The organism is Pseudomonas sp. FG47, from assembly GCF_057809115.1.
Genome location: NZ_JBMDJI010000023.1, coordinates 22,105 through 44,075 on the forward strand (window position 1 = coordinate 22,105; position 21,971 = coordinate 44,075).

A 21,971-nucleotide genomic window follows, 5' to 3' on the forward strand; every position below is an offset into this window, starting at 1 on the left:
AAGGCGGCCAGGTCAATCGACCAGTTGCGCTTCCTGCAACGCCCCCAGCGCCTCCAGCCAACGTGGCTGCTGGCGGTAGTCGGTGCGGGCAAAGCCTTGTCCACGCATCCGCGCGATCCGCGGCGACGGCTTGACCTTCAGGCGCTGCGCCGCGCTCAATGCCAGCTCGGCCGCCGCCCGGTCGTTGCACACCAGGCCCATGTCGCAGCCCGCGCTCAGCGCCGCCTCTATACGGCTGGCAGCATCTCCCACCACATGCGCGCCAGCCATCGACAGGTCGTCGCTGAAGATCACCCCGTCGAAACCCAGCTCGCCGCGCAGGATGTCCTGCAGCCAGCGCCGCGAGAAGCCCGCGGGCTGGTTGTCCACCTGCGGGTAGATGACATGCGCCGGCATCACCGCCGCCAACTGCCCGCTGAGGCGGCTGAACGGCACCAGGTCCACGGCGCGCAGCTGCTCCAGGCTGCGCTCGTCCACCGGGATCGCCACGTGCGAGTCGGCCTCGGCCCAGCCATGCCCTGGGAAATGCTTGCCACAAGCGGCCATGCCGGCGGCATTCATGCCGCGAATGAACGCGCCGGCCAGCGCGGTGGCACGCTGCGGATCACCCTCGAAGGCGCGGCTGCCGACCACGGCGCTACGCTGGTGATCGAGGTCCAGCACCGGGGCGAAGCTCAGGTCCAGGCCCACCGCCAGCACTTCGGTCGCCATCAGCCAGCCGCACTGCTCGGCCAGGTACTCGGCGTTGGCGTTGTCGGCGAGCGCGCGCATGGCTGGCAGGCGCACGAAACCCTGGCGCAGGCGCTGGACCCGCCCACCCTCCTGGTCGACCGCCAGGATCAGCTCGGGACGGATGGCGCGGATCGACGCGCACAGCTCGCGCACCTGGCGCGGGCTGTCGATGTTGCGGGCAAAGATGATCAAGCCGGCCACTTCGGGCTGGCGCAGCAGATGGCGATCTTCGGCGGTCAGCCATTTACCGGCGATATCCACCATCAGGGAGCCTTGCAGGCTGGCAGTCATAGGGAGTCCTTCATTGGAAATCCAGGGCGCACACTACCATCGGACCGCTTCGGGCCCGATGGTTCAGTGTGGCGGGAAGCGCGCCGGCAGGTCGCGCGGCGCGAGGCGTTTCAGGCATGGACGCTAGCTTAGCCGAAGCGCCCTGCCCCGCCCAGTGCTCAGACCTTGGCGGGGGCGCTGGACTTGCTGCGCGGGCGCAGCTGCGCCGAGGCCATGGCCTCGTCGGTGACGCCGCTATCGGCGCGCATGCCAGCGGCGAGGAACGGCACCATCAGGCGCATCACCTGCTCGATCGAGGTGTTGATGCCAAAATCGGTCTCGGCGATGGCGCGCAGGGCCTTGATGCCGGACATGCTGAACGCCGCCGCGCCGAGCATGAAATGCACACGCCAGAACAGCTCCAGTGGCGGGATACGCGGGGCGGCCTCGTTGACCAGCAGCATGTAGCGGCGGAACACCTTGCCGTACATGTCTTCGAGGTAACGCCGCAGGTGGCCCTGGCTCTGGCTGAAGGCCAAGCCCAGCAGGCGCATGAAGATCGACAGGTCGTTGTTGCTGCGTGGCTGCACGGCAAGCGCCTGCTCGACCAGCATTTCCAGCAGCTCTTCCAGGCTGGCTTTTTGCTCCGGACGCGCCTGGCGGCGCTCCAGCTCACGCTCCAGGCTGGCGCAGAACGGGCCGAGGAAACGCGAGAAGACCGCCTGGATCAGGGCCTTCTTGGAGCCGAAGTGGTAGTTCACCGCCGCCAGGTTGACCCCGGCCTTGCTGGTGATCAGGCGCAACGAGGTTTCCGCGAACCCGCGCTCCGCGAACAGCTGCTCCGCCGCATCGAGGATGCGCTCTACGGTTTCCGATTGGGCCATGACTACTCCGCCTGACAAACAGTTGTTTGAAACATACGTTTCAGGGCTGCCCCTGTCAAGGCGGGATGACCGGCCGGTCGCCATTTAAAAGCGCCAAGCTACAAGCTGCAAGCGACAAGATGCGCCCTGTGCAGACTATTTCTTGCAGTTGGTGGCTTGCAGCGAGCACGGCACTGTATATAATCCCAGTCACTGTATAAAAAGACAGAGCCCTCGCCCATGCTGAAACTGACGCCACGCCAAGCCGAGATTCTGGCTTTCATCAAACGCTGCCTCGAAGCCAACGGTTTCCCGCCAACCCGCGCCGAGATCGCCCAGGAGCTGGGCTTCAAATCGCCCAATGCCGCCGAGGAGCACCTCAAGGCCCTGGCCCGCAAGGGCGCCATCGAGATGACCCCTGGCGCTTCGCGTGGTATCCGCATCCCCGGCCTGGAAACGAAAGACGAAGACAGCGGCCTGCCGATCATCGGCCGGGTCGCCGCCGGTGCGCCGATCCTCGCCGAACAGCACATCGAGGAGTCCTGCAACATCAACCCGGCCTTCTTCCATCCGCGCGCCGACTACCTGTTGCGCGTACACGGCATGAGCATGAAGGACATCGGCATCTTCGACGGCGACCTGCTCGCCGTGCACACCACCCGCGAAGCCCGCAACGGCCAGGTAGTGGTGGCCCGTATCGGCGATGAAGTGACCGTCAAGCGTTTCAAGCGCGAAGGCAACAAGGTCTGGCTGATCGCCGAAAACCCCGAATTCGCCCCCATCGAAGTCGACCTGAAGGAACAGGAGCTGGTGATCGAGGGCTTGAGCGTCGGCGTTCTGCGCCGCTGATCCAGGAGGCGTCATGCAGCCGTTCACCCATGCACCCCAGCAAGCCCAGTTGCCGCTGTTCGAGGCCTTCCTTGCCCAGCCGGTGCTGCCAGGCCTCAAGCCCAGCGAGGCGCCGCGCAAGAGCAGCCAGCCAGAGCTGTTCAGCGAGCTGGCCCTGCGCGGCGCGCCAGGGCATTGCCAGAGCCTGCTGGCGCCGATCCTGCGCGAACTCAGCGAAGAAGACGACAGCCGTTGGCTGACGCTCATCGCCCCACCTGGCAGCCTCACCCAGGCCTGGTTGCGTGATGCCGGCCTGAACCGCGAACGCATCCTGTTGCTGCAACCCGGCGGCAGGCAGACGGCCCTGCAACTGGCCTGCGAGGCGCTGCGCCTCGGGCACAGCCATACCGTGGTCAGCTGGCTGGGCACCATCAACAGCAACGCCCGACAACAGCTGCAACGCGCAGCGGCCAGCGGAAACGCACAAAGCCTGAACATCCGCCTCGGCTGATGTTCAGGCTTTGCCTGTCAAACGCTTGAAACCCTGGGCCGCTACCCTGGCTCAGTGAAGGACGCGCGGCCCCTCTTCACGCTCGAAGTCGCCCTCAACCAGGCGGCCGGCCATTTGTACGCCAACGCTAAGCATGGCCTTGGCCACTTCCACATGCTGTCCTTGCAGGAATGCCTTGGCATCCTCGGAGAAATCCAGGGTTACCAGGGAGCCTTCATCTTCGGCACGGCGCAGCTCGATCCGGCCATCAGGCAACTCGACAATTTCTAGAAAGGACGTTGACATATAGGGCCTGCTTTTCACGAAAGGCCAGCATTGTACCAGCCATGGAAGCTATCAGCACTCACTGAGCGCGTCGCGGAATCGCCTTACCAAGCCCTTGAGGTCCTGCCGCCAGGCCTGCAACGCTTCCCGGGAAAGCGCGATCGGCTCGGGCTCGTCCAAGCTGACGGCCTGGATCAGCGGCTGGGTGACGTCGGTTTTGACGGTTTTCTTCACGACCGGTGGTCGGAACAAATCGGCATAAGCCGCCAACAGTTGCGTCAGCCAGGTTTCCCGGTGGCTCACCAGTTCGAGCATTTCACCTACCTCGGGAATGGCGATGTTATTGAGCGCTTCCTCGGCAAGCGCCTGCTCGACAGTGGCCGCCACTGGCAAACGGTAGAAACCCGCGATCTCATGGCACAGGCCCAACAGCGCGCCGTACAGGTGGAACAGCGCCGACTCGCGCTCGGCCTGGATCAGGCCCTGGGCATTCAGCGCCTGGCTCTGTTCGGCCCTGGCCATGGCTTCCAGGGCCAGGCCGGCAAAAAACAGTTTCTGGTTGGTGCGGGTGTAGCGTTCCTGGGCCATGTTCGATGACCTCCCATGAGCAGCAAGGCGATATCGCAGTGTCAGGGATTGGCCCGCCCTGCCGCAAGCACAAACGCTCGCGGGGCAAGTCGCATCGGTGCGTCGATGCGACTTGCCCCGCGATAAGCCAGAAGCTCGGATCAGCGCTTGTCTTCGACCTTCCACGCCTTGCCGTCGTAGAACGCCTTCCAGCCGGTAGGCTTGCCGTCAACCTCGGACTGCACGTACTGCTCCTTGGTCTTGCGGCTGTAGCGGATCACCGCCGGGCGCCCTTCCGGGTCCTTCTGTGGCGCTTCGCAGAGGAAGTGATACTTCGGATCGATCTCGTGCTTGTGTGGGACGATCTCCAGCACCAGCGGCGCACGGGTTTCGCGGTTTTTCGGGAACTGGCTTGCAGCCAGGAACAAGCCCGAAGCACCGTCACGCAGCACGTAGGTATCGTCGACCTTCTCGCACTTGAGCTCGGGCATGTCCACCTTGTCCATCTTCGGTGGCGCCGCCTCGCCGCTCTTGAGCAGCTTGCGGGTGTTCTTGCAGCTTGGGTTGGTACAGCCGAAGAACTTGCCGAAACGGCCGGTCTTGAGCTGCATCTCGCTGCCGCACTTGTCGCATTCCAGGCTCGGACCTTCGTAGCCCTTGATGCGGTAGTTGCCTTCCTCGATCTCGTAGCCGACGCAGTCCGGGTTGTTACCGCAGATGTGCAGCTTGCGCTTCTCGTCGAGCAGGTAGGCGTCCATCGCCGTGGCGCAGATCGGGCAACGGTGCTTGCCACGCAATACCAGCGACTCCGACTCACCTTCGTCGTCAGCAGCGATTTCGTCGCCCGGCACCAGGTTGACGGTGGCCTTGCAACGCTCCTTCGGCGGCAGGCTGTAGCCCGAGCAGCCAAGGAACACACCGGTGGAAGCGGTGCGGATCATCATCGGCCGCCCGCATTCCTTGCACGCAATGTTGGTCAGGGTCGGCTGGTTGGCACGCATGCCGTGCTCGCTGGACTCGGCTGTCAGCAGTTTCTTGCTGAAATCGCCGTAGAACTCGTCGAGGACGTTCTTCCAGTCACGCTCGCCCTGGGCCACATCGTCGAGGTTCTCTTCCATGCCGGCGGTGAAGCCGTAGTCCATCAGGTTGGCGAAGCTCTCCGACAAGCGCTCGGTGACGATATCGCCCATCTTCTCGGAGTAGAAACGACGGTTGTGCAGCGTTACGTAGCCGCGGTCCTGGATGGTCGAGATGATCGCCGCGTAGGTCGACGGGCGCCCGATACCGCGCTTTTCCATCTCCTTGACCAGGCTGGCTTCGGTGAAGCGCGCCGGCGGCTTGGTGAAGTGCTGGCTCGGGTCGAGTTGAATCAGCTTGAGCACCTCGCCCTGGGCCATTTCCGGCAGCACGTCGTCCTCGCCCGGCTTGCTCTGCTGCGGCAGTACACGGGTATAACCGTCAAACTTGAGGATACGGCCCTTGGCGCGCAGCTCGAAGTCGCCGGCCACCACGGTGACGCTGGTCGACAGGTATTGCGCAGGCGGCATCTGGCAGGCCAGGAACTGGCGCCAGATCAGCTCGTACAGGCGCTCGGCATCACGCTCCATGCCGCTGAGCTTGGTCGGGTGGGTGTTGACGTCGGACGGGCGAATCGCCTCGTGCGCCTCCTGTGCCCCTTCCTTGCTACCGTAGACGATCGGCGCGGCCGGCAGGTACTGCTTGCCGAATTCGTTCTCGATGTAGCTGCGGGCCATCTCCACCGCGTCGATCGACAGGTTGGTCGAGTCGGTACGCATATAGGTGATGTAGCCGGCTTCGTACAGACGCTGGGCCATCATCATGGTCTTCTTCACCCCGAAGCCCAGGCGATTGCTGGCGGCCTGCTGCAGGGTGGAGGTGATGAACGGCGCTGAAGGCTTGCTGCTGGTCGGCCGGTCTTCACGCTTGCTGACGCTGTAGCTGGAGGACTTGAGTTTCTCCAGCGCGGCCATGGCCTGGGCTTCGTTCAGCGGCTTGAAGGCTTCGCCTTTCTCGCGCGCCACTTCGAAACGCACCTTGGCGCTCTTCGCGGTACCCAGGTCGGCGTGAACTTCCCAGTACTCTTCCGGATTGAACGCACGGATCTCGCGCTCACGCTCGACCACCAGCTTAACCGCCACGGATTGCACACGGCCAGCCGACAGCCCGCGGGCGATCTTGGCCCACAGCAGCGGCGAGACCATATAGCCCACCACGCGGTCAAGGAAGCGCCGTGCTTGCTGGGCATTGACCCGATCGATATCGAGTTCGCCCGGCTGGGAAAACGCTTCCTGGATGGCTTTCTTGGTGATCTCGTTGAACACCACGCGCTTGTAGCGGCTGTCGTCACCACCAATGGCTTCGCGCAGGTGCCAGGCAATGGCTTCCCCCTCGCGATCCAAGTCGGTTGCGAGATAGATGGTGTCGGCATCCTTGGCCAGGCGGCGCAGTTCCTCGATGACCTTCTCCTTGCCGGGAAGGATCTCGTACTTGGCCTTCCAGCCCGACTCGGGGTCGACGCCCATGCGTGCGACCAGGGTGCGGCGCGCCTTCTCCTTCGGCGACAAGGCCGGAGCCTCGGCCGCGGCCTTGCCGCGCTTGGCCGCCGGTTCCTTGCTCGCACTGGCGGAACCGCTGGTGGGAAGGTCTCGGATATGGCCGATACTCGACTTCACCACGTACTGGCTGCCCAGGTACTTGTTGATGGTCTTGGCCTTGGCCGGGGATTCCACAATGACCAGCGATTTGCCCATGGATCGGAGTATTCCTGAATCTGAAGATGAAAAACGCGTCAGGTGCCAGACGCGGCACCGCTATATATAGTGGCAAAAGAGTGAGGTCAAGCGCGGTCTATCACTCACGCGCCTTGCCATGCAGCTCAGGCAAGCCTTCTTCGGCCTTGACCAAAGCAAAGCGTGGCACCTGCTCGCCGTCAACCTCGACGGACTCCTGGAACATCGAAAGCGGCCTGACCCAGAAGCTGTAGTCACCATACAGGCACTGGTAGAACACCATCCACTCTTCGCTCTCGGAATGGCGTGCCACGCTGAACACGCGATATTCAGGGCCTTTGTAATGCCGGTACACACCAGGTTGTATCTGCATGTCGCTCGCCCTCTTGAACAAATCCTGTAAAAAACAAAAGCCGGGGCACGAGGCCCCGGCTGCTGTCCCGCAACGCGATCAGACGCGTTCGAAGACAGTGGTGATGCCTTGACCCAGGCCGACACACATGGTCGCAACGCCCAGGGTACCGCCATTTTGCTTCATGACGTTGAGCAGGGTGCCGGAAATCCGCGCACCAGAGCAACCGAACGGGTGGCCCAGGGCGATGGCGCCGCCGTGCAGGTTAACCTTCTCATCCAGCTTGTCGAGCACTTTCAAGTCCTTGAGCACCGGCAGGGCCTGTGCGGCAAAGGCTTCGTTGAGCTCGAAGAAGTCGATGTCAGCGATGCTCAAGCCCGCGCGCTTGAGGGCTTTCTGCGTTGCCGGCACCGGGCCGTAGCCCATGATCGCCGGGTCGACACCCGCCACGGCCATCGAACGGATCACCGCCAACGGCTGAATCCCCAGGTCCATGGCGCGCTGGCCGGACATGACGATCATGCACGAAGCACCGTCGGTGATCTGCGACGAAGTACCGGCAGTGACGGTACCGCCTTTGGGGTTGAACGCCGGTTTCAGCGACGCCAGGCCCTCGAGGGTGGTTTCCGGGCGAATGGTCTCGTCGTAGTCGAAGACCTTCAGGAAGCCGTTCTCATCGTAGCCCTGGATCGGGATGATCTCGTCCTTGAACTTGCCTTCGACCGTCGCCTTGTGGGCGAGCTGGTGCGAACGCAGGCCGAACAGATCCTGTTGTTCACGGGTGATGCCGTGCATCTTGCCGAGCATCTCGGCGGTGAGCCCCATCATCCCGGAAGCCTTGGCGGCGTGCAAGGACAGGTGCGGGTTGGGGTCGACGCCATGCATCATGCTGACGTGGCCCATGTGCTCCACGCCGCCAACCACGAACACGTCGCCGTTGCCAGTCATGATCGCCTGGGCGGCGGTGTGCAGCGCGCTCATCGACGAGCCGCACAGGCGGCTGACGGTCTGCGCCGCGGCGGTGTGCGGGATCTGGGTCATCAGCGAGGCCATGCGCGCGACGTTCCAGCCCTGCTCCAGGGTCTGGTTGACGCAGCCCCAGATCACGTCCTCGACTTCTTTCGGATCGACCTTGTCGTTGCGTTCCAGCAGCTTGCTGATCAGGTGCGCGGACAGGTCCTCGGCACGGGTGTTGCGGTGCATGCCACCCTTGGAGCGGCCCATCGGCGTGCGACCGAAGTCGACAATCACCACGTCTCTTGGATTCAGGCTCATATCAGTATTCTCGCTCTAGCTCGTTGGGCGCTCAGTTGAAGAAGCGCTGGCCGTTCTTGGCCATTTCGCGCAGCTTCGCAGTGGGGTGGTACAGCGGCCCCAGATCGGCGTACTTGTCGGCCAGCGCGACGAACTCGGCGACCCCGATCGCATCGATGTAGCGCAGCGCGCCACCGCGGAAGGGAGGGAAGCCAATGCCGTAGACCAGGCCCATGTCGGCTTCGGCGGCGGTGGCGACGATGCCGTCTTCCAGGCAGCGCACGGTCTCCAGGCACAGCGGGATCATCATCCAGTTGATGATGTCTTCGTCGCTGACTTCGCGCTGTTCGAAGACGATCGGCTTGAGCACGTCGAGCACCGTGGCGTCGGCGACCTTCTTCGGCTTGCCGCGCTTGTCGGTCTCGTAGGCATAGAAGCCCTTGCCGTTCTTCTGGCCCAGGCGATTGGCCTCGTACAGGGCGTCGACGGCCGAGCGGCGCTCGTCCTTCATGCGGTCCGGGAAGCCTTCAGCCATCACGTCGCGGCCATGGTGGCCGGTGTCGATGCCGACCACGTCCATCAGGTAGGCCGGGCCCATTGGCCAGCCGAACTTCTCCATGACCTTGTCGATGCGCACGAAGTCGACACCGGCGCTGACCAGCTTGGCGAAGCCGCCGAAGTACGGGAACAGCACACGGTTGACCAAAAAGCCCGGGCAGTCGTTGACCACGATCGGGTTCTTGCCCATCTTCTTGGCATAGGCCACGGTGGTGGCGACCGCCACGTCACTGGACTTCTCGCCACGAATCACTTCCACCAGCGGCATCATGTGCACCGGGTTGAAGAAGTGCATGCCGACGAAGTTTTCCGGGCGCTTGAGCGCCTTGGCCAGCAGGTTGATGGAGATGGTCGAGGTGTTGGACGCGAGGATGGCGTCTTCCTTCACCTGCCCTTCCACCTCGGCCAGCACAGCCTGCTTGACCTTCGGGTTCTCGACCACGGCTTCGACGACGATGTCGACATTGGCGAAGTCGCCGTAGGACAGGGTCGGACGGATGGCATTGAGCGCCTCGGCCATCTTCGCCGGGGTCAGGCGACCCTTCTCGACGCGCTTGCCGAGCAGCTTGGAGGCTTCGTTCAGGCCCAGCTGGATGGCATCCTCGCGGATGTCCTTCATCAGGATCGGGGTGCCCTTGACCGCCGACTGGTAGGCGATGCCGCCACCCATGATGCCGGCGCCGAGCACGGCGGCCTGCTTCACTTCGTGGGCGATCTCGTCATGGGCCTTGGCCTTGCGCTTGAGTTCCTGGTCATTGAGGAACAGGCCGATCAGGCTTTCGGCGACCGAGGTCTTGGCCAGCTTGGCGAAGCCGGCGGCCTCGACTTCCAGGGCCTTGTCGCGACCGAAATTGGCGGCTTTCTGGATGCTCTTGATGGCTTCGACCGGGGCCGGGTAGTTCGGGCCGGCCTGGCCGGCGACGAAGCCCTTGGCGGTCTCGAAGGCCATCATCTGTTCGATGGCGTTGAGCTTGAGTTTTTCCAGTTTCGGCTGGCGCTTGGCCTTGTAGTCCAGCTCGCCGCTGATGGCGCGCTTGACCAGGTCCAGGGCGCCGGCCTGCAACAGTTCAGGGGTCACCACGGCATCGACGGCGCCGACCTTCAGGGCGTCTTCGGCGCGGTTTTCCTTGCCCGAGGCGATCCACTCGATGGCGTTGTCCGAGCCGATCAGGCGCGGCAGGCGCACGGTGCCGCCAAAGCCTGGGTAGATGCCCAGCTTGACTTCCGGCAGGCCGATCTTGGCGGTGCTGGACATGACCCGGTAGTCGGCGGCCAGGCACATCTCCAGGCCGCCACCCAGGGCGATACCGTTGATGGCGACGACGGTCGGCACCTGCAGGTCTTCGAAGTCACTGAAAATGCGGTTGGCTTCCAGGTTGCCGGCGACCAGTTCGGCCTCGGGCAGCTTGAAGTTGTCGACGAACTCGGTGATGTCGGCGCCGACGATGAACACGTCCTTGCCACTGCTGACGATCACGCCCTTGACCGACGCATCGGCCTTGATCGCGTCCACTGCCTGGCGCAGCTCGTTCAGAGTGAGGCGGTTGAACTTGTTGACGGACTCACCCTTGAGGTCGAACTGCAGTTCGACGATGCCGCTTTCAAGAGCCTTAACCGTGATGGCTTTACCTTCGTAAATCATCAACTGATCTCCACGATATGGAAGCTGAACTGTACACGCCGATCACTGGCGAAAGGGCCGGTGGATCCGATCCCCTCCCCCAGGCACACCCGCCGGCGCGCTAATCGGGATTCGTAAGAGCCGTCTGACATACAAACGCTCAATTCATACGCCCGTTTGATTTGGGTGTGCACACATTCTCCGAAAAGATCGACGTTGTCAAATGCTCCCGCGCACCTTGAAAACGCGACTTTCCAGTCATCTTCTACCCGCCGGGCAGGAAACATGATGACAGTGATTGCCGATCATTCATGTCAGCGATAGACCATCAGCGAACGACGGCAGCCGCAATTATTCAAACGCGCAGAGCGGCACTGACTACACTGCCTGTGATTGCAAGTGTTTCCGGCCTGCCTGGCCTTTTTCTGCGCAGCAGAACGCACCGCGCCGCGCCAAGGCTGTTCAGCTCTGGCGCGGCGCGGTGCGTTTAAGGGCGGGGTCAGGCGAGGCTGTCGAAGAACCGGGCAATATCCTGCAAAACAGATTTATCGCCCCGCTCGCTCCAGTACAGGACGATCATGCGGCTGTCGGCCTCGACCTTGTACACCGTGGCGGGCAAGCGCGCGAAGACCTCGGCCAGGCGCGCGTCCTCGCACGGTTCACGCCACTGGTTCCACCACATACCCGGGGTGATCTGCCAGTAGCACCAGCTGTCCGCGTGCCCGCGGCGGCGCGCCCGGTGGTACTGCGGGCAGGGGCTTGGCGGCTGGTTTTCCAGCCAGTGCGGCCACTGCTGCGGCGCCAGTTGCATGGCCAGGCCCATGCGCCGAGCCTCAAGGCGCAGGCTCATCTGCTCGCCCTGCTTGCGCGACTGGCGCAGCCAGGCAAGCGGGCTGAGCATCACCGCAAGGATTGACACCACCAGCCATACCGTCATATCTGTAGACCTTATAAAGCGTTGCAAATGAGCGGGTTATCCAGGTTTCACCAACGCCCCGCACGAAAGCGACCATACTTCTACTATCGCGATTGTCAGGAGTACTCACATGTCCTACGAACATCTTCTGGTCGCTGTCGACCTGACCGAAGAATGCGACCCGGTGATCAAGCGTGCCATGAAGCTCGCCGAACCCACCGGCGCCAAGGTTTCCCTGGTGCATATCGTCGAGCCCATGGCCATGGCCTTCGGCGGCGACGTGCCGATGGACCTGTCGCAGTTGCAGCAGCAACAGTTCGACCAGGCCAAGGAACGCATGGAGCGCCTGTATAACAAGTACCCGGATATCAATCGCGGCGACTCGCACCTGGTCTACGGCCAGCCGCGCCAGGAAATCCATCAGCTGGCCAAGGATCAGAAGTGCGACCTGATCGTGGTCGGCAGCCATGGCCGCCACGGCCTGGCGCTGCTGCTGGGCTCCACCGCCAACGACGTGCTGCACGGCGCACCTTGCGATGTGCTGGCAGTACGCCTACTGAAGAAAGAATAAGCTGCGCCGGCAAGCCGGCTCCCACGAGGTTTGTGTAGGAGCCGGCTTGCCGGCGAACGGGCCGAAAGCATTACTCAACCTTCGAGCTCAGCCCAGCGCTCCACCAGCGTGTCCAGCTCACCCTGCAGTTTTTCGAGCTTGGCCAGTACCGCCGAAGTTTCGGCAATCGGTCGCTGATAGAAATCGGCAGCGCTCACTTCTTCCTGCACCTCGGCCATGCGCTGCTCCACCTCGTCGATCTGCCCCGGCAGCATTTCCAGCTCACGCTGCAACTTGTAGCTGAGCTTCTTCTTCGACGCGTCGGGCGCCGCGGCGACCGCAGCCGGCGCAACCGGCTCGGCCACCTTCTCGACCACCGCGCTGTTGAGCTCGGACTTGCCGCCCTTGCTCTCGGTCACGCCCAGCAGCTTGGGCGAACCACCTTGGCGGATCCAGTCCTCGTAGCCACCGACATACTCACGCACCCGCCCTTCGCCTTCGAACACCAGGGTGCTGGTGACCACGTTGTCGAGGAAGGCCCGGTCGTGGCTGACCATCAGCACGGTGCCCTTGTAGTTGGACAACACCTCTTCGAGCAGCTCGAGGGTCTCGACATCCAGGTCATTGGTCGGTTCGTCCAGCACCAGCAGGTTGGCCGGCTTGCTGAACAGCTTGGCCAGCAGCAGACGCGCGCGCTCGCCACCGGACAGCGCCTTGACCGGGGTACGGGCACGCTGCGGGCTGAACAGGAAATCGCCGAGATAGCTGAGCACGTGGCGGTTCTGCCCATCGATCTCGATGAAGTCACGCCCTTCGGCAAGGTTGTCGATGACGGTCTTTTCCAGGTCGAGCTGGTGGCGCATCTGATCGAAATACGCCACTTCCAGCTTGGTGCCGCGCTCGACCTTGCCGCTGGTCGGTTCCAGATCGCCGAGCATCAGCTTGAGCAAGGTGGTCTTGCCAGTGCCGTTGGCGCCGAGCAGGCCAATGCGGTCCTGGCGCTGCAGCACCATGGAGAAGTCCTTGACCAGTTTCGGCCCGCCGGCATGGGCAAAGCTGACATCCTCGAGCAGCATCACCTGCTTGCCGGACTTGTCCGCCACCTCGATCTGGATGTTGGCCTTGCCCTGGCGCTCACGGCGCTCGCCACGCTCGACGCGCAACGCCTTGAGCGCACGCACGCGGCCTTCGTTGCGGGTACGCCGGGCCTTGATGCCCTGGCGGATCCACACCTCTTCCTGGGCCAGGCGCTTATCGAACAGCGCATTGGCGGTGGCCTCGGCGGCCAGCTCGGCTTCCTTGTGCACCAGGAAGCTGGCGTAGTCGCCGTTCCAGTCGATCAGCCCGCCACGGTCCAGTTCGAGGATGCGCGTGGCCAGGTTCTGCAGGAAGGAACGGTCGTGGGTGATGAACAGCACGGCGCCGTTGAAACCGCTCAGGGCCTCTTCGAGCCAGGCGATGGCACCGATGTCCAGGTGGTTGGTCGGCTCGTCGAGCAGCAGCAGATCGGGCTCGGACACCAGCGCCTGGGCCAGCAGCACACGGCGGCGCCAGCCACCGGACAGCTCGGCAAGGGTCTTGTCGGCTGGCAGTTGCAGGCGGCTCAGGGTGCTCTCGACCACCTGCTGCAAACGCCAGCCGTCACGGGCTTCCAGTTCGTGCTGGACATGCATGAGCTTGTCCAGGTCTTCATCGCCGTGGATGTTCTGGCTCAGGTGGTGGTATTGCGCCAGCAGCTCGCCGACGCCGTCCAACCCCGCCGCCACCACGTCGAACACGGAGCGCTCGTCGGCTACCGGCAGTTCCTGCGGCAACTCGCCGATCTTCAGCCCTGGGGCACGCCAGATATCGCCATCGTCAGGCTTCTGCTCGCCCTTGACCAGGCGCAGCATGCTCGACTTGCCCGTGCCGTTGCGGCCGATGATGCACACCCGCTCGCCTCGGGCGATCTGCCAGGAAACCTTGTCCAGCAGCGGCATGGCGCCGAATGCGAGGGACACATCGCTTAATTTGAGCAGGGTCATGATCTTCTCCAAAAACCGGGCGCGCATTCTACCTGACTTGCCCCGCCACGGCATCAGCGACACGTTTCCCGCTGCCCGGCGTCGGATAACAACTCGATACAAGCACAGTGCTTTCACCGCTCCCCGGCAACCGGCTAAGCTAGGCAGTAATACCCAACAGTGCTGGCTCCGCCGTCACTCTCACTGGTTCAACTGCCCGGACGTATCATGCGCAGCCGCCTGCTACAACTTGCTTCCGCCCTGCTGCTCACCGCCACCGCCGCGAGTGCCGCACAGGCCGCCGACCTCAGCCAACAACGCCAGTACTACGACGAAGCCAAGCGCGCCCTGGCCAAGGGCGACAAGGGCCCGTACCTGCGCTACTCCCAGGCGCTGCGCGACTATCCACTGACGCCGTACCTGACCTACGACGAACTGACCGCGCGCCTGAAAAGCGCCAGCAACCAGGAGATCGAAGGCTTCCTCGCCGCCCATGGCGACCTGCCCCAGGCCAACTGGATGAAGCTGCGCTGGCTGCGCTGGCTGGCCGAGCGCGGCGAATGGACCACCTTCACCAAGTACTATGACGCCAAGCTTAACTTCACCGAACTGGACTGCCTCAATGGCCAGTACCAGCTCAGCCATGGCCTGCGCGCCGAAGGCTTCGCCACGGCGGAAAAACTGTGGAACGTCGGCAAGTCGCAGCCTGCTGCCTGCGACACCCTGTTCGCCCTGTGGGCCGCCGAAGGCCAGCTAACCGAGGCCAAGCGCTGGCAGCGCGCCAAGCTGGCGGCCCAGGCGCGCAATTACGGCCTGGCCAACAACCTGGTGAAAACCCTCACCACCCTCGGCCCGCAAGGCAAGCTGCTGCTCGACGTGGCGCAAAAACCAGAGTTGCTCAACCAGCCCTCGCGCTTCACCCCGGTCAACGAGGCCATGTCGGACGTGGTCAGCCTCGGCTTGCGCCGCCTGGCCCGGCAAAACCCTGAACAGGCCATGGCGCTGCTCGACGACTACGCCCAGCGCATGCACTTCTCCCGCGACGAGAAAGTCGCCATCGCCCGCGAGATCGGCCTGACCCTGGCCCGCCGCTACGACCCGCGCGCCCTCGAGCTGATGACCCGTTACGACCCCGAGTTGCGCGACAACACCGTCAGCGAATGGCGCATGCGCCTGCTGCTGCGCCTGGGCCGTTGGGAGGACGCCTACGAGCTGACCAAGCGCCTGCCCCAGGACCTGGCCAGCAGCAACCGCTGGAAATACTGGCAGGCGCGCAGCCTGGAGCTGGCGCAACCGAACAACCCGCAAATTCCGCTGTTGTACAAGACCGTGGCCCGCGAGCGCGACTTCTACGGCTTCCTCGCCGCCGACCGGGCGCAAACCCCTTACCAGCTGAACAACAAGCCGCTGGTGCTGAGCCAGGCGGTGATCAACAAGGTGCGCAATACCCCCGGCGTGCGCCGCGCCCTGGAGTTCCATGCCCGCGGCCAGATCGTCGAGGGCCGCCGCGAGTGGTACCACGTCAGCCGCCACTTCAACCGTGACGAGATGGTCGCCCAGGCACGCCTGGCCTATGACATGCGCTGGTACTTCCCGGCCATTCGCACCATCAGCCAGGCGCAGTACTGGGACGACCTGGATATCCGCTTCCCCATGGCCCACCGCGACACCCTGGTGCGCGAGGCCAAGGTTCGCGGCCTGCATTCGAGCTGGGTATTCGCCATCACCCGCCAGGAGAGCGCCTTCATGGAAGATGCCCGCTCCAGCGTCGGCGCCAGTGGCCTGATGCAACTGATGCCAGGCACCGCCAAGGAGACCGCGCGCAAGTTCAGTATTCCTCTGGCCTCGCCGGCCCAGGTGCTCAATCCGGACAAGAACATCCAACTCGGCGCCGCCTACCTGAGCCAGGTGCACAGCCAGTTCAACGGCAACCGGGTACTGGCCTCGGCGGCCTACAATGCCGGCCCCGGCCGCGTGCGCCAGTGGCTCAAGGGCGCCAAGCACCTGAGCTTCGATGTGTGGGTGGAGTCGATTCCGTTCGACGAGACCCGCCAATACGTGCAGAACGTGCTGTCGTACTCGGTCATCTATGGGCAGAAGCTCAATTCACCGCAACCGCTGGTGGATTGGCATGAGCGGTATTTCGACGATATGTGATCGTCCGCCGAAGGCGCTCCAGCGCCTATGCGATCGAGCGCCGCCCGCGCGGGCGGCGTTCGATTTCAGCAGCGCGGCAAGACTATCGCCCAACGCCTCACCGCGCCTTACTCGACAACCTCAACCGCCATTCCCACCTTCAGTTTACCCTCGCCATCCACCGCCAGGTTCTGGCCAAATAGCACATCCCCTTCCCGCTCGCGGAATGTCTTGAGGGTAGTCAAGGGTTCCCGGTCGGCGCTGCGTTCGCCAGTGGCGGGGTCGAGGGTGGTGAGAATGCAGCGTACACTGGGCTTTAGCACACGGAAGGTCATGTCGCCGATGCGGATGCGTTTCCAACCGTCTTCGGCAAATGGCTCGGCGCCCTGGACCACCAGGTTCGGGCGAAAACGCAACATCTCCATGGAGCGCCCGACCCGGCGACTCAGCTCATCCAGCGAGGCCTGGCCGATCAGCAACAGCGGAAAACCGTCAGGGAAGGCTGCCCGATCACTGTTCAAGCCATAGCCGCTGGGCAGGTACCGGGCCCGCTGCTCAGGGCAATGCACCAGCCTTACCGATTTACCCAGCAGCTCACTGAGCCAGGCCGCAGCGGCATCGCCGGCATCGGGGACGCGCAAGGTGTCACGCCAGATGGTGACGCCCCGCAGCTCATCATCGGCGGCCGGCACCGGCACTTCCAGCGCTGGCCGCCCCGGCGCGGCCAGCAGCAACTGGCCCTGGGCGCCATAATCGGCACTGATCTGCCCGAGCCGCGGCCAGGCCCGCTGCGTGAGAAAACGGCCATTCTCCGCCTCCACCACCAACCAGCGCCGGTCCCCCTGCAATCCCAGGTTGCCCACAGGCGACACCGATAGACTCTGGGCCTGCGCCGACTTCACCGGATAACGATACAACGCACTCAGAAACATCCTTGCCCGCCTTGCGCCAGTTGAAACGCCAAGCTTATACGTAGGCGGGCGATGATTACACTGCGGCGTGATCCAGGCTCAAGCGCTGGCGCACCACCTCCACCAGACGATCCGGCTGGAATTTGGAGAGGAAGTTGTCGCAACCGACTTTCTTCACCATCGATTCGTTGAAGCTGCCCGACAGCGAGGTGTGCAGCACCACGTACAGGCCACGCAGGCGCGGATCGTTGCGGATCTCGGTGGTCAGCCGGTAGCCGTCCATCTCGGGCATTTCGGCATCGGTGAAGACCATCAGCAGTTTTTCGCAGACATCCTCCCCGGCATCGGCCCAACCCTTGAGCAGGCGCAGCGCCTTGAGACCATCGCTGGCCGTATGCAGCTTCACGCCCAATTGCGACAGGGTTTCACGCAACTGCGCCAGGGCCACGCTGGAGTCGTCCACCAGCAACACTTCGCGGCCGCGAGCGCGGGCCAGCAGCGGGTCCTCGAGCTTGTCGCGCGAGACCTTGGCACTGTAAGGCACGATCTCGGCCAGCACCTTTTCCACGTCGATGATTTCCACCAGCTTCTCGTCGACCTTGGTGATCGCCGTAAGGTAGTGTTGGCGGCCGGCGCTGGTTGGCGGCGGCATGATGGCTTCCCAGTTCATGTTGACGATGCGGTCGACGCCACCGACCAGGAAGGCCTGCACCGAGCGATTGTACTCGGTGACGATGATGGTGCTGTCCGGCCCCGGCTGCAGCGGGCGCATGCCGATCGCCTGGGACAGGTCGATCACCGGCAGGGTCTGGCCACGCAGGTTGACCACCCCGCAGACGAAGGCGTGACGCTGTGGCATCAGGGTCAGCTTGGGCAGCTGCAGCACCTCCTGGACCTTGAAGACGTTGATGGCGAACAACTGGCGGCCGGCCAGGCGGAACATGAGAATTTCCAGGCGGTTCTCACCCACCAGTTGCGTACGTTGGTCTACCGTGTCGAGAATGCCTGCCATTGCACAGCCCCCAGGCTTGAGTCGGAAAAAGTGGTTGCATCAGCCCTGTATCGGCGGATGCCGCCCCAGCTTGACCCCTGATGGAAAAAGCCATGCAGGGTGATTGATATCACTTTACCATCATGCTTTACTGCTGCCACGCCACCCCTTCGTGCCTCCCCCGACGAACAGCCCCCCTGAATCTGCATCAGGGAAACCCTTAGTAGCAATCGGGTGCAACCTGATGTTCGCGATATCCATTAGCCATTAATGTGACGCCATTCTCAATGCATGAACGGAGTCAGGCTTTTGCTAGCGATCATCTTGGTGTGGCCAATCCCTGACACCGGGGAGCCATGATGGATAGCACGCCACTGCACAACGGCGCCGTGCCGGACTTCCTGCAAGATGCGCAGGTCCTGCTGGCCAGGGCCCAGGAGTGCCTGCAGCACCTGGAACTGATCGACAACGACGCCGACGCCTGCCACTGCCTCACCGAAACCCTCGACACCCTGGCCTTGCGCGCCGACGCACTTGGCCTGGTCGAAATCGCCCACTACACCCGCACCCTGCAGCAAGTGCTGGCCCCTGCCTGTGCCCAGCAGCATCTGCACGGTCCAGCCCTGCCGGCGCTGACGGCCTGCCTGACCCTGCTGGCCTGGCAACTGGAACTGGTCGACCCGCACTGCGGTCGCCTCGACCTGGATACCGAGGAACAGCAACAGCTGCTCGGCGAGCTGGCCAGCCTGCTTGGGCAACCAAGTGGACAACTGTGCGCGCCGTGCCATGCAGCGGGTAGCCTTTGCACCCACCCGCATCCCGGCGACCGACAGACCACACACGGCCTGGTCATACCTGAGCGTGCGCACTAAACGGGTGGGCGGCGACAAGTAAGTCGCCACAACTTGCCAAGTTGATCAAGTTTTACCAAATATTTTCCCGCAGATGATTCTTAGTTGATTCAGACGCTTTGGAAACATCATTTAATAATGGCACTCTGCTAGCTGCGCGCCCACCGGCTCGATCCGCCACAGCCCGGAAACTCCGAGGTTTCAAGCGGTTATCCCCGCGCGACCAAATTCAATCAAAGTGCTAACATGCGCACTTTCGAACATGCGCACCGTTGAACAGCGGGCGATTGGCCGCAGCCCCAGTGCTTGATGCAAAACGGGACGCCGATAACCCGGGTTGGGCATGTGCAATGCTTTCATCAGCAATAACTCAGTGGCTTCCCTATCTATGCTCCCACGCTTGAAGTTTCTCCAGCGTTGCCGCTCCAGAGTTGCCCTGCTGCGCTGGACGACGGTGTTGCTGTGCGTCGCCTCGCTGGCAGCGAACCTGGTGTGCTACCTGCAAACCCAGCCGCTCTCGGCCAGCCTGTTGCTGCTGCAGTTGGCGGCCATGATCGGCGCGGGCTGGCACCTGCGGCACTGGGCACGCTCGATCAGCCTGCGCCCGGCGGAACTGGCAACCCGCATGCTCCAGGTTCAGGAGAGTGAACGCCAGCGCCTGAGCCGCGAACTGCACGACGACATCGGCCAGTTGCTTACCGCCGCCAAGCTTCAGCTCGACTGGCTGCAACGCCGGGTACCGACAGAGCTGCAAGCGCATTGCGGCACCTTGCGCAGCACCCTGGAGCAGACCCTGGGCAACGTCCGTGACGTCTCGGCCATCCTCAACCCACGCCAGCTGGCCAGCCTCGGCCTGGAAGCGAGCCTGCGCGCGCACCTGCTGCGCACCCTGGAAAACACCGAGGTGCACTGGAGCCTGGAGTGCCAGCAACGCCTGGGCGGGATCAACGACGACGTGGCCATGGCCGCGTTCCGCATCACCCAGGAAGCGGTCACCAACATGCTGCGCCACGCCAGCGCGCGCAACCTGGTGGTCCGCCTGCAGCGCACACCGGCAGGCCTGGCCCTGTCGATCCAGGATGATGGCGACGGTTTCGTGCCCGAGCCGGCCCCGGCCGATGCCGGCCAGCGCGGCATGGCCGGCATGCAGGAACGGGTGACCGCCCTGCAAGGCAGCCTGAGCATCACCAGCCAGCCCGGCCAAGGCACCCGAATCGATGCACTTTTCCCCTGGCCGCCACGCAGCCAGGAACGCGCCAGGACCCCTGCCCCCGATGACCTGTAGATTACTGCTGGTGGACGACCACTCCCTGATCCGCGCAGGCGTACGAGCATTGGTCTCGGACATCCCCGGCTACACCGTGATTGGCGAGGCCGATGATGGTGGCCAGTTGCTCGAGCATGTTCTGCGCCTGGACCCGGACATCGTCCTGCTGGATATTTCCATGCGCACCACCAGCGGCCTGGACGCCCTCACGCAACTGCGCGCAAACGGTTGCCTGTGCAAGGTGCTGATCCTGTCGATGCACACCGACCCGGACCTGATCATGCGCGCCCTGGAAAGCGGCGCCCACGGCTACCTGCTCAAGGACACCACCGCCACCGAGCTGGAGCAGGCTCTGGCGGCATTGCGCAGCGACGAGCGCTACCTGAGCCCGGCCATCGCCCACACCGTGATCAACCAGGCGCTGCTGCGCGCGCACAGCGGCAAGCAGCCCAGCGACGACCGCCACAACCTGACGGCGCGCCAGCTGGAGATCCTGCGCCTGATCGTGCGCGGCAAATCCACCCGCGAGATCGCCAGTGGCCTGGGGCTGTCGATCAAGACCGTGGAAACCCATCGCTCGCAGATCATGAAGCGCCTGCAGATCTACGACGTGGCGGGCTTGGTGCTGTTCGCCGTGCGTGAACGGATCATCAGCCTCGACGACTGAGCAGCGGCGAATCCGCCGGCAAGTGCACGCGCAAGGCGCGAGGCACCGCCTCGAAGCGCAGACTGTCGGCCTGCAAGGGCTCGCCATCGAGGTTGATATCCAGGCCCTGGGCGCTCTTGATCTCCACCCAAGGCAGCCGGGCCCGCACGAACAGGCCATCGCCGGCCAGCAGGTCGCGCAGCGCGCCGGCCATCTCTTGCGGCGCCGGCAGGATGCCGATATCCAGCAAGCCATCATCGGCCTTGGCCTCCGGGCACAGCACATGACCGCCTCCGGCCTGACGGCCGTTACCGATACCCAACGCCAGCAACTCCCCCTGCCAGTGGAAATCCGGCCCTTGCAGCTCCACCGCGGCGGCCTGCAGTTCGCTGAAGCGTGACAAACCGGTGAACAGATAGGCCGCCGCGCCCAGGACCTTCTTCAGGTCTTCCGAGGTATTGGCGGTCACCTGGCTGCCGAAACCGCCGGTAGCCATGTTCAGGAACAACTGGTCCCCCACCCGCCCCAGGTCAATGGCCTGCGCCGGCTGCTCCAGCAAGTCCAGCGCCGCCTGTGGTGTCAGCGGCACGCCAGCGGCCTTGGCGAAGTCATTGGCCGTGCCCAGCGGCAACAACGCCAGGCTGGCCTGGGTCGCCGCCTGCCCCATGGCTTCGGCGACATCACGCAAGGTACCGTCGCCACCACCCGCAACCAGGTGAGCGTAACCGGCGGCCAGGGCCTCCTCGACCAGGCGCTGGGCATCACCGGCCTCCCAGGTCAGGCGCACATCCAGGGTCCAGCCTCGCTCGCGCAACTGGCCCACCGCCAGGCGTACTTCGTCGTTGCCGGCCTGTTTGCCATGCAGGATCAGCAGTGCCTTGGAATGCTGCATCGTCGTGCTCCCTGTTGATTGAAAAGCCCTACCGCAATCTCGACAACTCAAGCGTGCAGATTGCTCCACAGCCCACACCCAACAGGACGAATTCCTACAGCCACCATTGAAAGGTAGCGGCTACAGGTGCATCATTCGACAAATATTTGGCCTTCATGGACGATGCCGCTCGTAAAAGTCAGTTTATTGACTTTCTGTCATCGAATACCTGGCAGGTCGTGATTCCCTTGTTTTCGCG

Annotated in this window: 20 protein-coding genes; 7 read left to right on the forward strand and 13 right to left on the reverse strand. The window is 63.6% G+C overall.

The features are described from left to right. Positions 1 to 12: 12 nt before the first annotated feature. Positions 13 to 1,011: a beta-N-acetylhexosaminidase gene (gene nagZ / locus ACODS5_RS17160; protein WP_177414228.1), complete on the reverse strand. Its 999-nt coding sequence runs from the start codon at positions 1,009 to 1,011 to the stop codon at positions 13 to 15. A 170-nt stretch (positions 1,012 to 1,181) separates the two neighbouring features. After that, on the reverse strand, positions 1,182 to 1,886 hold the full coding sequence (locus ACODS5_RS17165; RefSeq protein ID WP_489109236.1) for a TetR/AcrR family transcriptional regulator: 705 nt from the start codon (positions 1,884 to 1,886) through the stop codon (positions 1,182 to 1,184). 219 nt (positions 1,887 to 2,105) lie between these two features. Here ACODS5_RS17165 and lexA point away from each other — a divergent pair, with 219 nt between their 5' ends. Beyond that, the gene (gene lexA, locus ACODS5_RS17170; protein ID WP_134691746.1) at positions 2,106 to 2,714 is read left to right on the forward strand and encodes a transcriptional repressor LexA; all 609 of its coding nucleotides are present in this window, start codon (positions 2,106 to 2,108) and stop codon (positions 2,712 to 2,714) included. Positions 2,715 to 2,727: 13 nt separating this feature from the next. Continuing rightward, positions 2,728 to 3,204 carry an SOS-induced cell division inhibitor SulA gene (sulA, locus tag ACODS5_RS17175; RefSeq protein ID WP_038705746.1) on the forward strand — a complete coding sequence of 159 codons (477 nt, stop codon included), beginning with the start codon at positions 2,728 to 2,730 and terminating at the stop codon, positions 3,202 to 3,204. A 51-nt stretch (positions 3,205 to 3,255) separates the two neighbouring features. On the opposite strand, the gene ACODS5_RS17180 is transcribed toward sulA, so the two are convergent. The 7 genes from ACODS5_RS17180 to ACODS5_RS17210 form a co-directional block, all read right to left on the reverse strand. Beyond that, a complete protein-coding gene (locus ACODS5_RS17180; RefSeq protein WP_023630868.1) occupies positions 3,256 to 3,489 on the reverse strand; it encodes a hypothetical protein in 234 nt (77 codons plus the stop codon). A gap of 51 nt (positions 3,490 to 3,540) precedes the next feature. After that, a complete protein-coding gene (locus ACODS5_RS17185) occupies positions 3,541 to 4,056 on the reverse strand; it encodes a DUF6586 family protein (RefSeq protein ID WP_489109237.1) in 516 nt (171 codons plus the stop codon). Positions 4,057 to 4,196: 140 nt separating this feature from the next. After that, positions 4,197 to 6,806: a type I DNA topoisomerase gene (gene topA, locus ACODS5_RS17190; protein WP_489109238.1), complete on the reverse strand. Its 2,610-nt coding sequence runs from the start codon at positions 6,804 to 6,806 to the stop codon at positions 4,197 to 4,199. A 100-nt stretch (positions 6,807 to 6,906) separates the two neighbouring features. Next, a complete protein-coding gene (locus ACODS5_RS17195; protein ID WP_134691749.1) occupies positions 6,907 to 7,158 on the reverse strand; it encodes a DUF1653 domain-containing protein in 252 nt (83 codons plus the stop codon). 78 nt (positions 7,159 to 7,236) lie between these two features. Beyond that, a complete protein-coding gene (fadA, locus tag ACODS5_RS17200) occupies positions 7,237 to 8,412 on the reverse strand; it encodes an acetyl-CoA C-acyltransferase FadA (RefSeq protein WP_134691750.1) in 1,176 nt (391 codons plus the stop codon). A 31-nt stretch (positions 8,413 to 8,443) separates the two neighbouring features. Continuing rightward, positions 8,444 to 10,591: a fatty acid oxidation complex subunit alpha FadB gene (fadB, locus tag ACODS5_RS17205; RefSeq protein ID WP_134691751.1), complete on the reverse strand. Its 2,148-nt coding sequence runs from the start codon at positions 10,589 to 10,591 to the stop codon at positions 8,444 to 8,446. 478 nt (positions 10,592 to 11,069) lie between these two features. After that, a complete protein-coding gene (locus ACODS5_RS17210) occupies positions 11,070 to 11,507 on the reverse strand; it encodes a hypothetical protein (RefSeq protein WP_489109239.1) in 438 nt (145 codons plus the stop codon). 109 nt (positions 11,508 to 11,616) lie between these two features. On the opposite strand from ACODS5_RS17210, the gene ACODS5_RS17215 reads away from it, so the two are divergent. After that, positions 11,617 to 12,057, forward strand: a complete 441-nt coding sequence (locus ACODS5_RS17215; RefSeq protein ID WP_134691753.1) for a universal stress protein — start codon at positions 11,617 to 11,619, stop codon at positions 12,055 to 12,057. A 74-nt stretch (positions 12,058 to 12,131) separates the two neighbouring features. Here the strand turns inward: ACODS5_RS17215 and ACODS5_RS17220 are convergent, their stop codons facing one another. Then, the gene (locus tag ACODS5_RS17220) at positions 12,132 to 14,060 is read right to left on the reverse strand and encodes an ATP-binding cassette domain-containing protein (protein ID WP_134691754.1); all 1,929 of its coding nucleotides are present in this window, start codon (positions 14,058 to 14,060) and stop codon (positions 12,132 to 12,134) included. A 207-nt stretch (positions 14,061 to 14,267) separates the two neighbouring features. On the opposite strand from ACODS5_RS17220, the gene ACODS5_RS17225 reads away from it, so the two are divergent. Next, a complete protein-coding gene (locus ACODS5_RS17225) occupies positions 14,268 to 16,196 on the forward strand; it encodes a transglycosylase SLT domain-containing protein (protein ID WP_489109240.1) in 1,929 nt (642 codons plus the stop codon). A 107-nt stretch (positions 16,197 to 16,303) separates the two neighbouring features. Here the strand turns inward: ACODS5_RS17225 and ACODS5_RS17230 are convergent, their stop codons facing one another. Both ACODS5_RS17230 and ACODS5_RS17235 read right to left on the reverse strand, forming a co-directional pair. Next, complete coding sequence (locus ACODS5_RS17230; protein WP_489109241.1) at positions 16,304 to 17,107, reverse strand: MOSC domain-containing protein; 804 nt, start codon at positions 17,105 to 17,107, stop codon at positions 16,304 to 16,306. A gap of 55 nt (positions 17,108 to 17,162) precedes the next feature. Further along, complete coding sequence (locus ACODS5_RS17235) at positions 17,163 to 18,098, reverse strand: chemotaxis protein CheV (RefSeq protein ID WP_134691757.1); 936 nt, start codon at positions 18,096 to 18,098, stop codon at positions 17,163 to 17,165. A gap of 338 nt (positions 18,099 to 18,436) precedes the next feature. On the opposite strand from ACODS5_RS17235, the gene ACODS5_RS17240 reads away from it, so the two are divergent. The 3 genes from ACODS5_RS17240 to ACODS5_RS17250 all read left to right on the forward strand — a co-directional run bounded on the left by ACODS5_RS17240 (position 18,437) and on the right by ACODS5_RS17250 (position 20,862). Then, positions 18,437 to 18,949 (forward strand): histidine kinase, encoded by a 513-nt coding sequence (locus ACODS5_RS17240; protein WP_134691758.1) that lies wholly within the window; start codon positions 18,437 to 18,439, stop codon positions 18,947 to 18,949. A gap of 367 nt (positions 18,950 to 19,316) precedes the next feature. Next, positions 19,317 to 20,213 carry a sensor histidine kinase gene (locus ACODS5_RS17245; RefSeq protein WP_134691759.1) on the forward strand — a complete coding sequence of 299 codons (897 nt, stop codon included), beginning with the start codon at positions 19,317 to 19,319 and terminating at the stop codon, positions 20,211 to 20,213. After that, positions 20,203 to 20,862 (forward strand): response regulator, encoded by a 660-nt coding sequence (locus ACODS5_RS17250; RefSeq protein WP_134691760.1) that lies wholly within the window; start codon positions 20,203 to 20,205, stop codon positions 20,860 to 20,862. Before ACODS5_RS17245 ends, ACODS5_RS17250 begins: the two co-directional genes overlap by 11 nt. Here ACODS5_RS17250 and yegS read toward each other — a convergent pair. Continuing rightward, entirely contained in the window at positions 20,846 to 21,733 is an 888-nt protein-coding gene (gene yegS / locus ACODS5_RS17255) for a lipid kinase YegS (RefSeq protein ID WP_489109242.1), read from the reverse strand. The two genes, ACODS5_RS17250 and yegS, sit on opposite strands and share 17 nt — an antisense overlap. Positions 21,734 to 21,971: the final 238 nt, after the last annotated feature.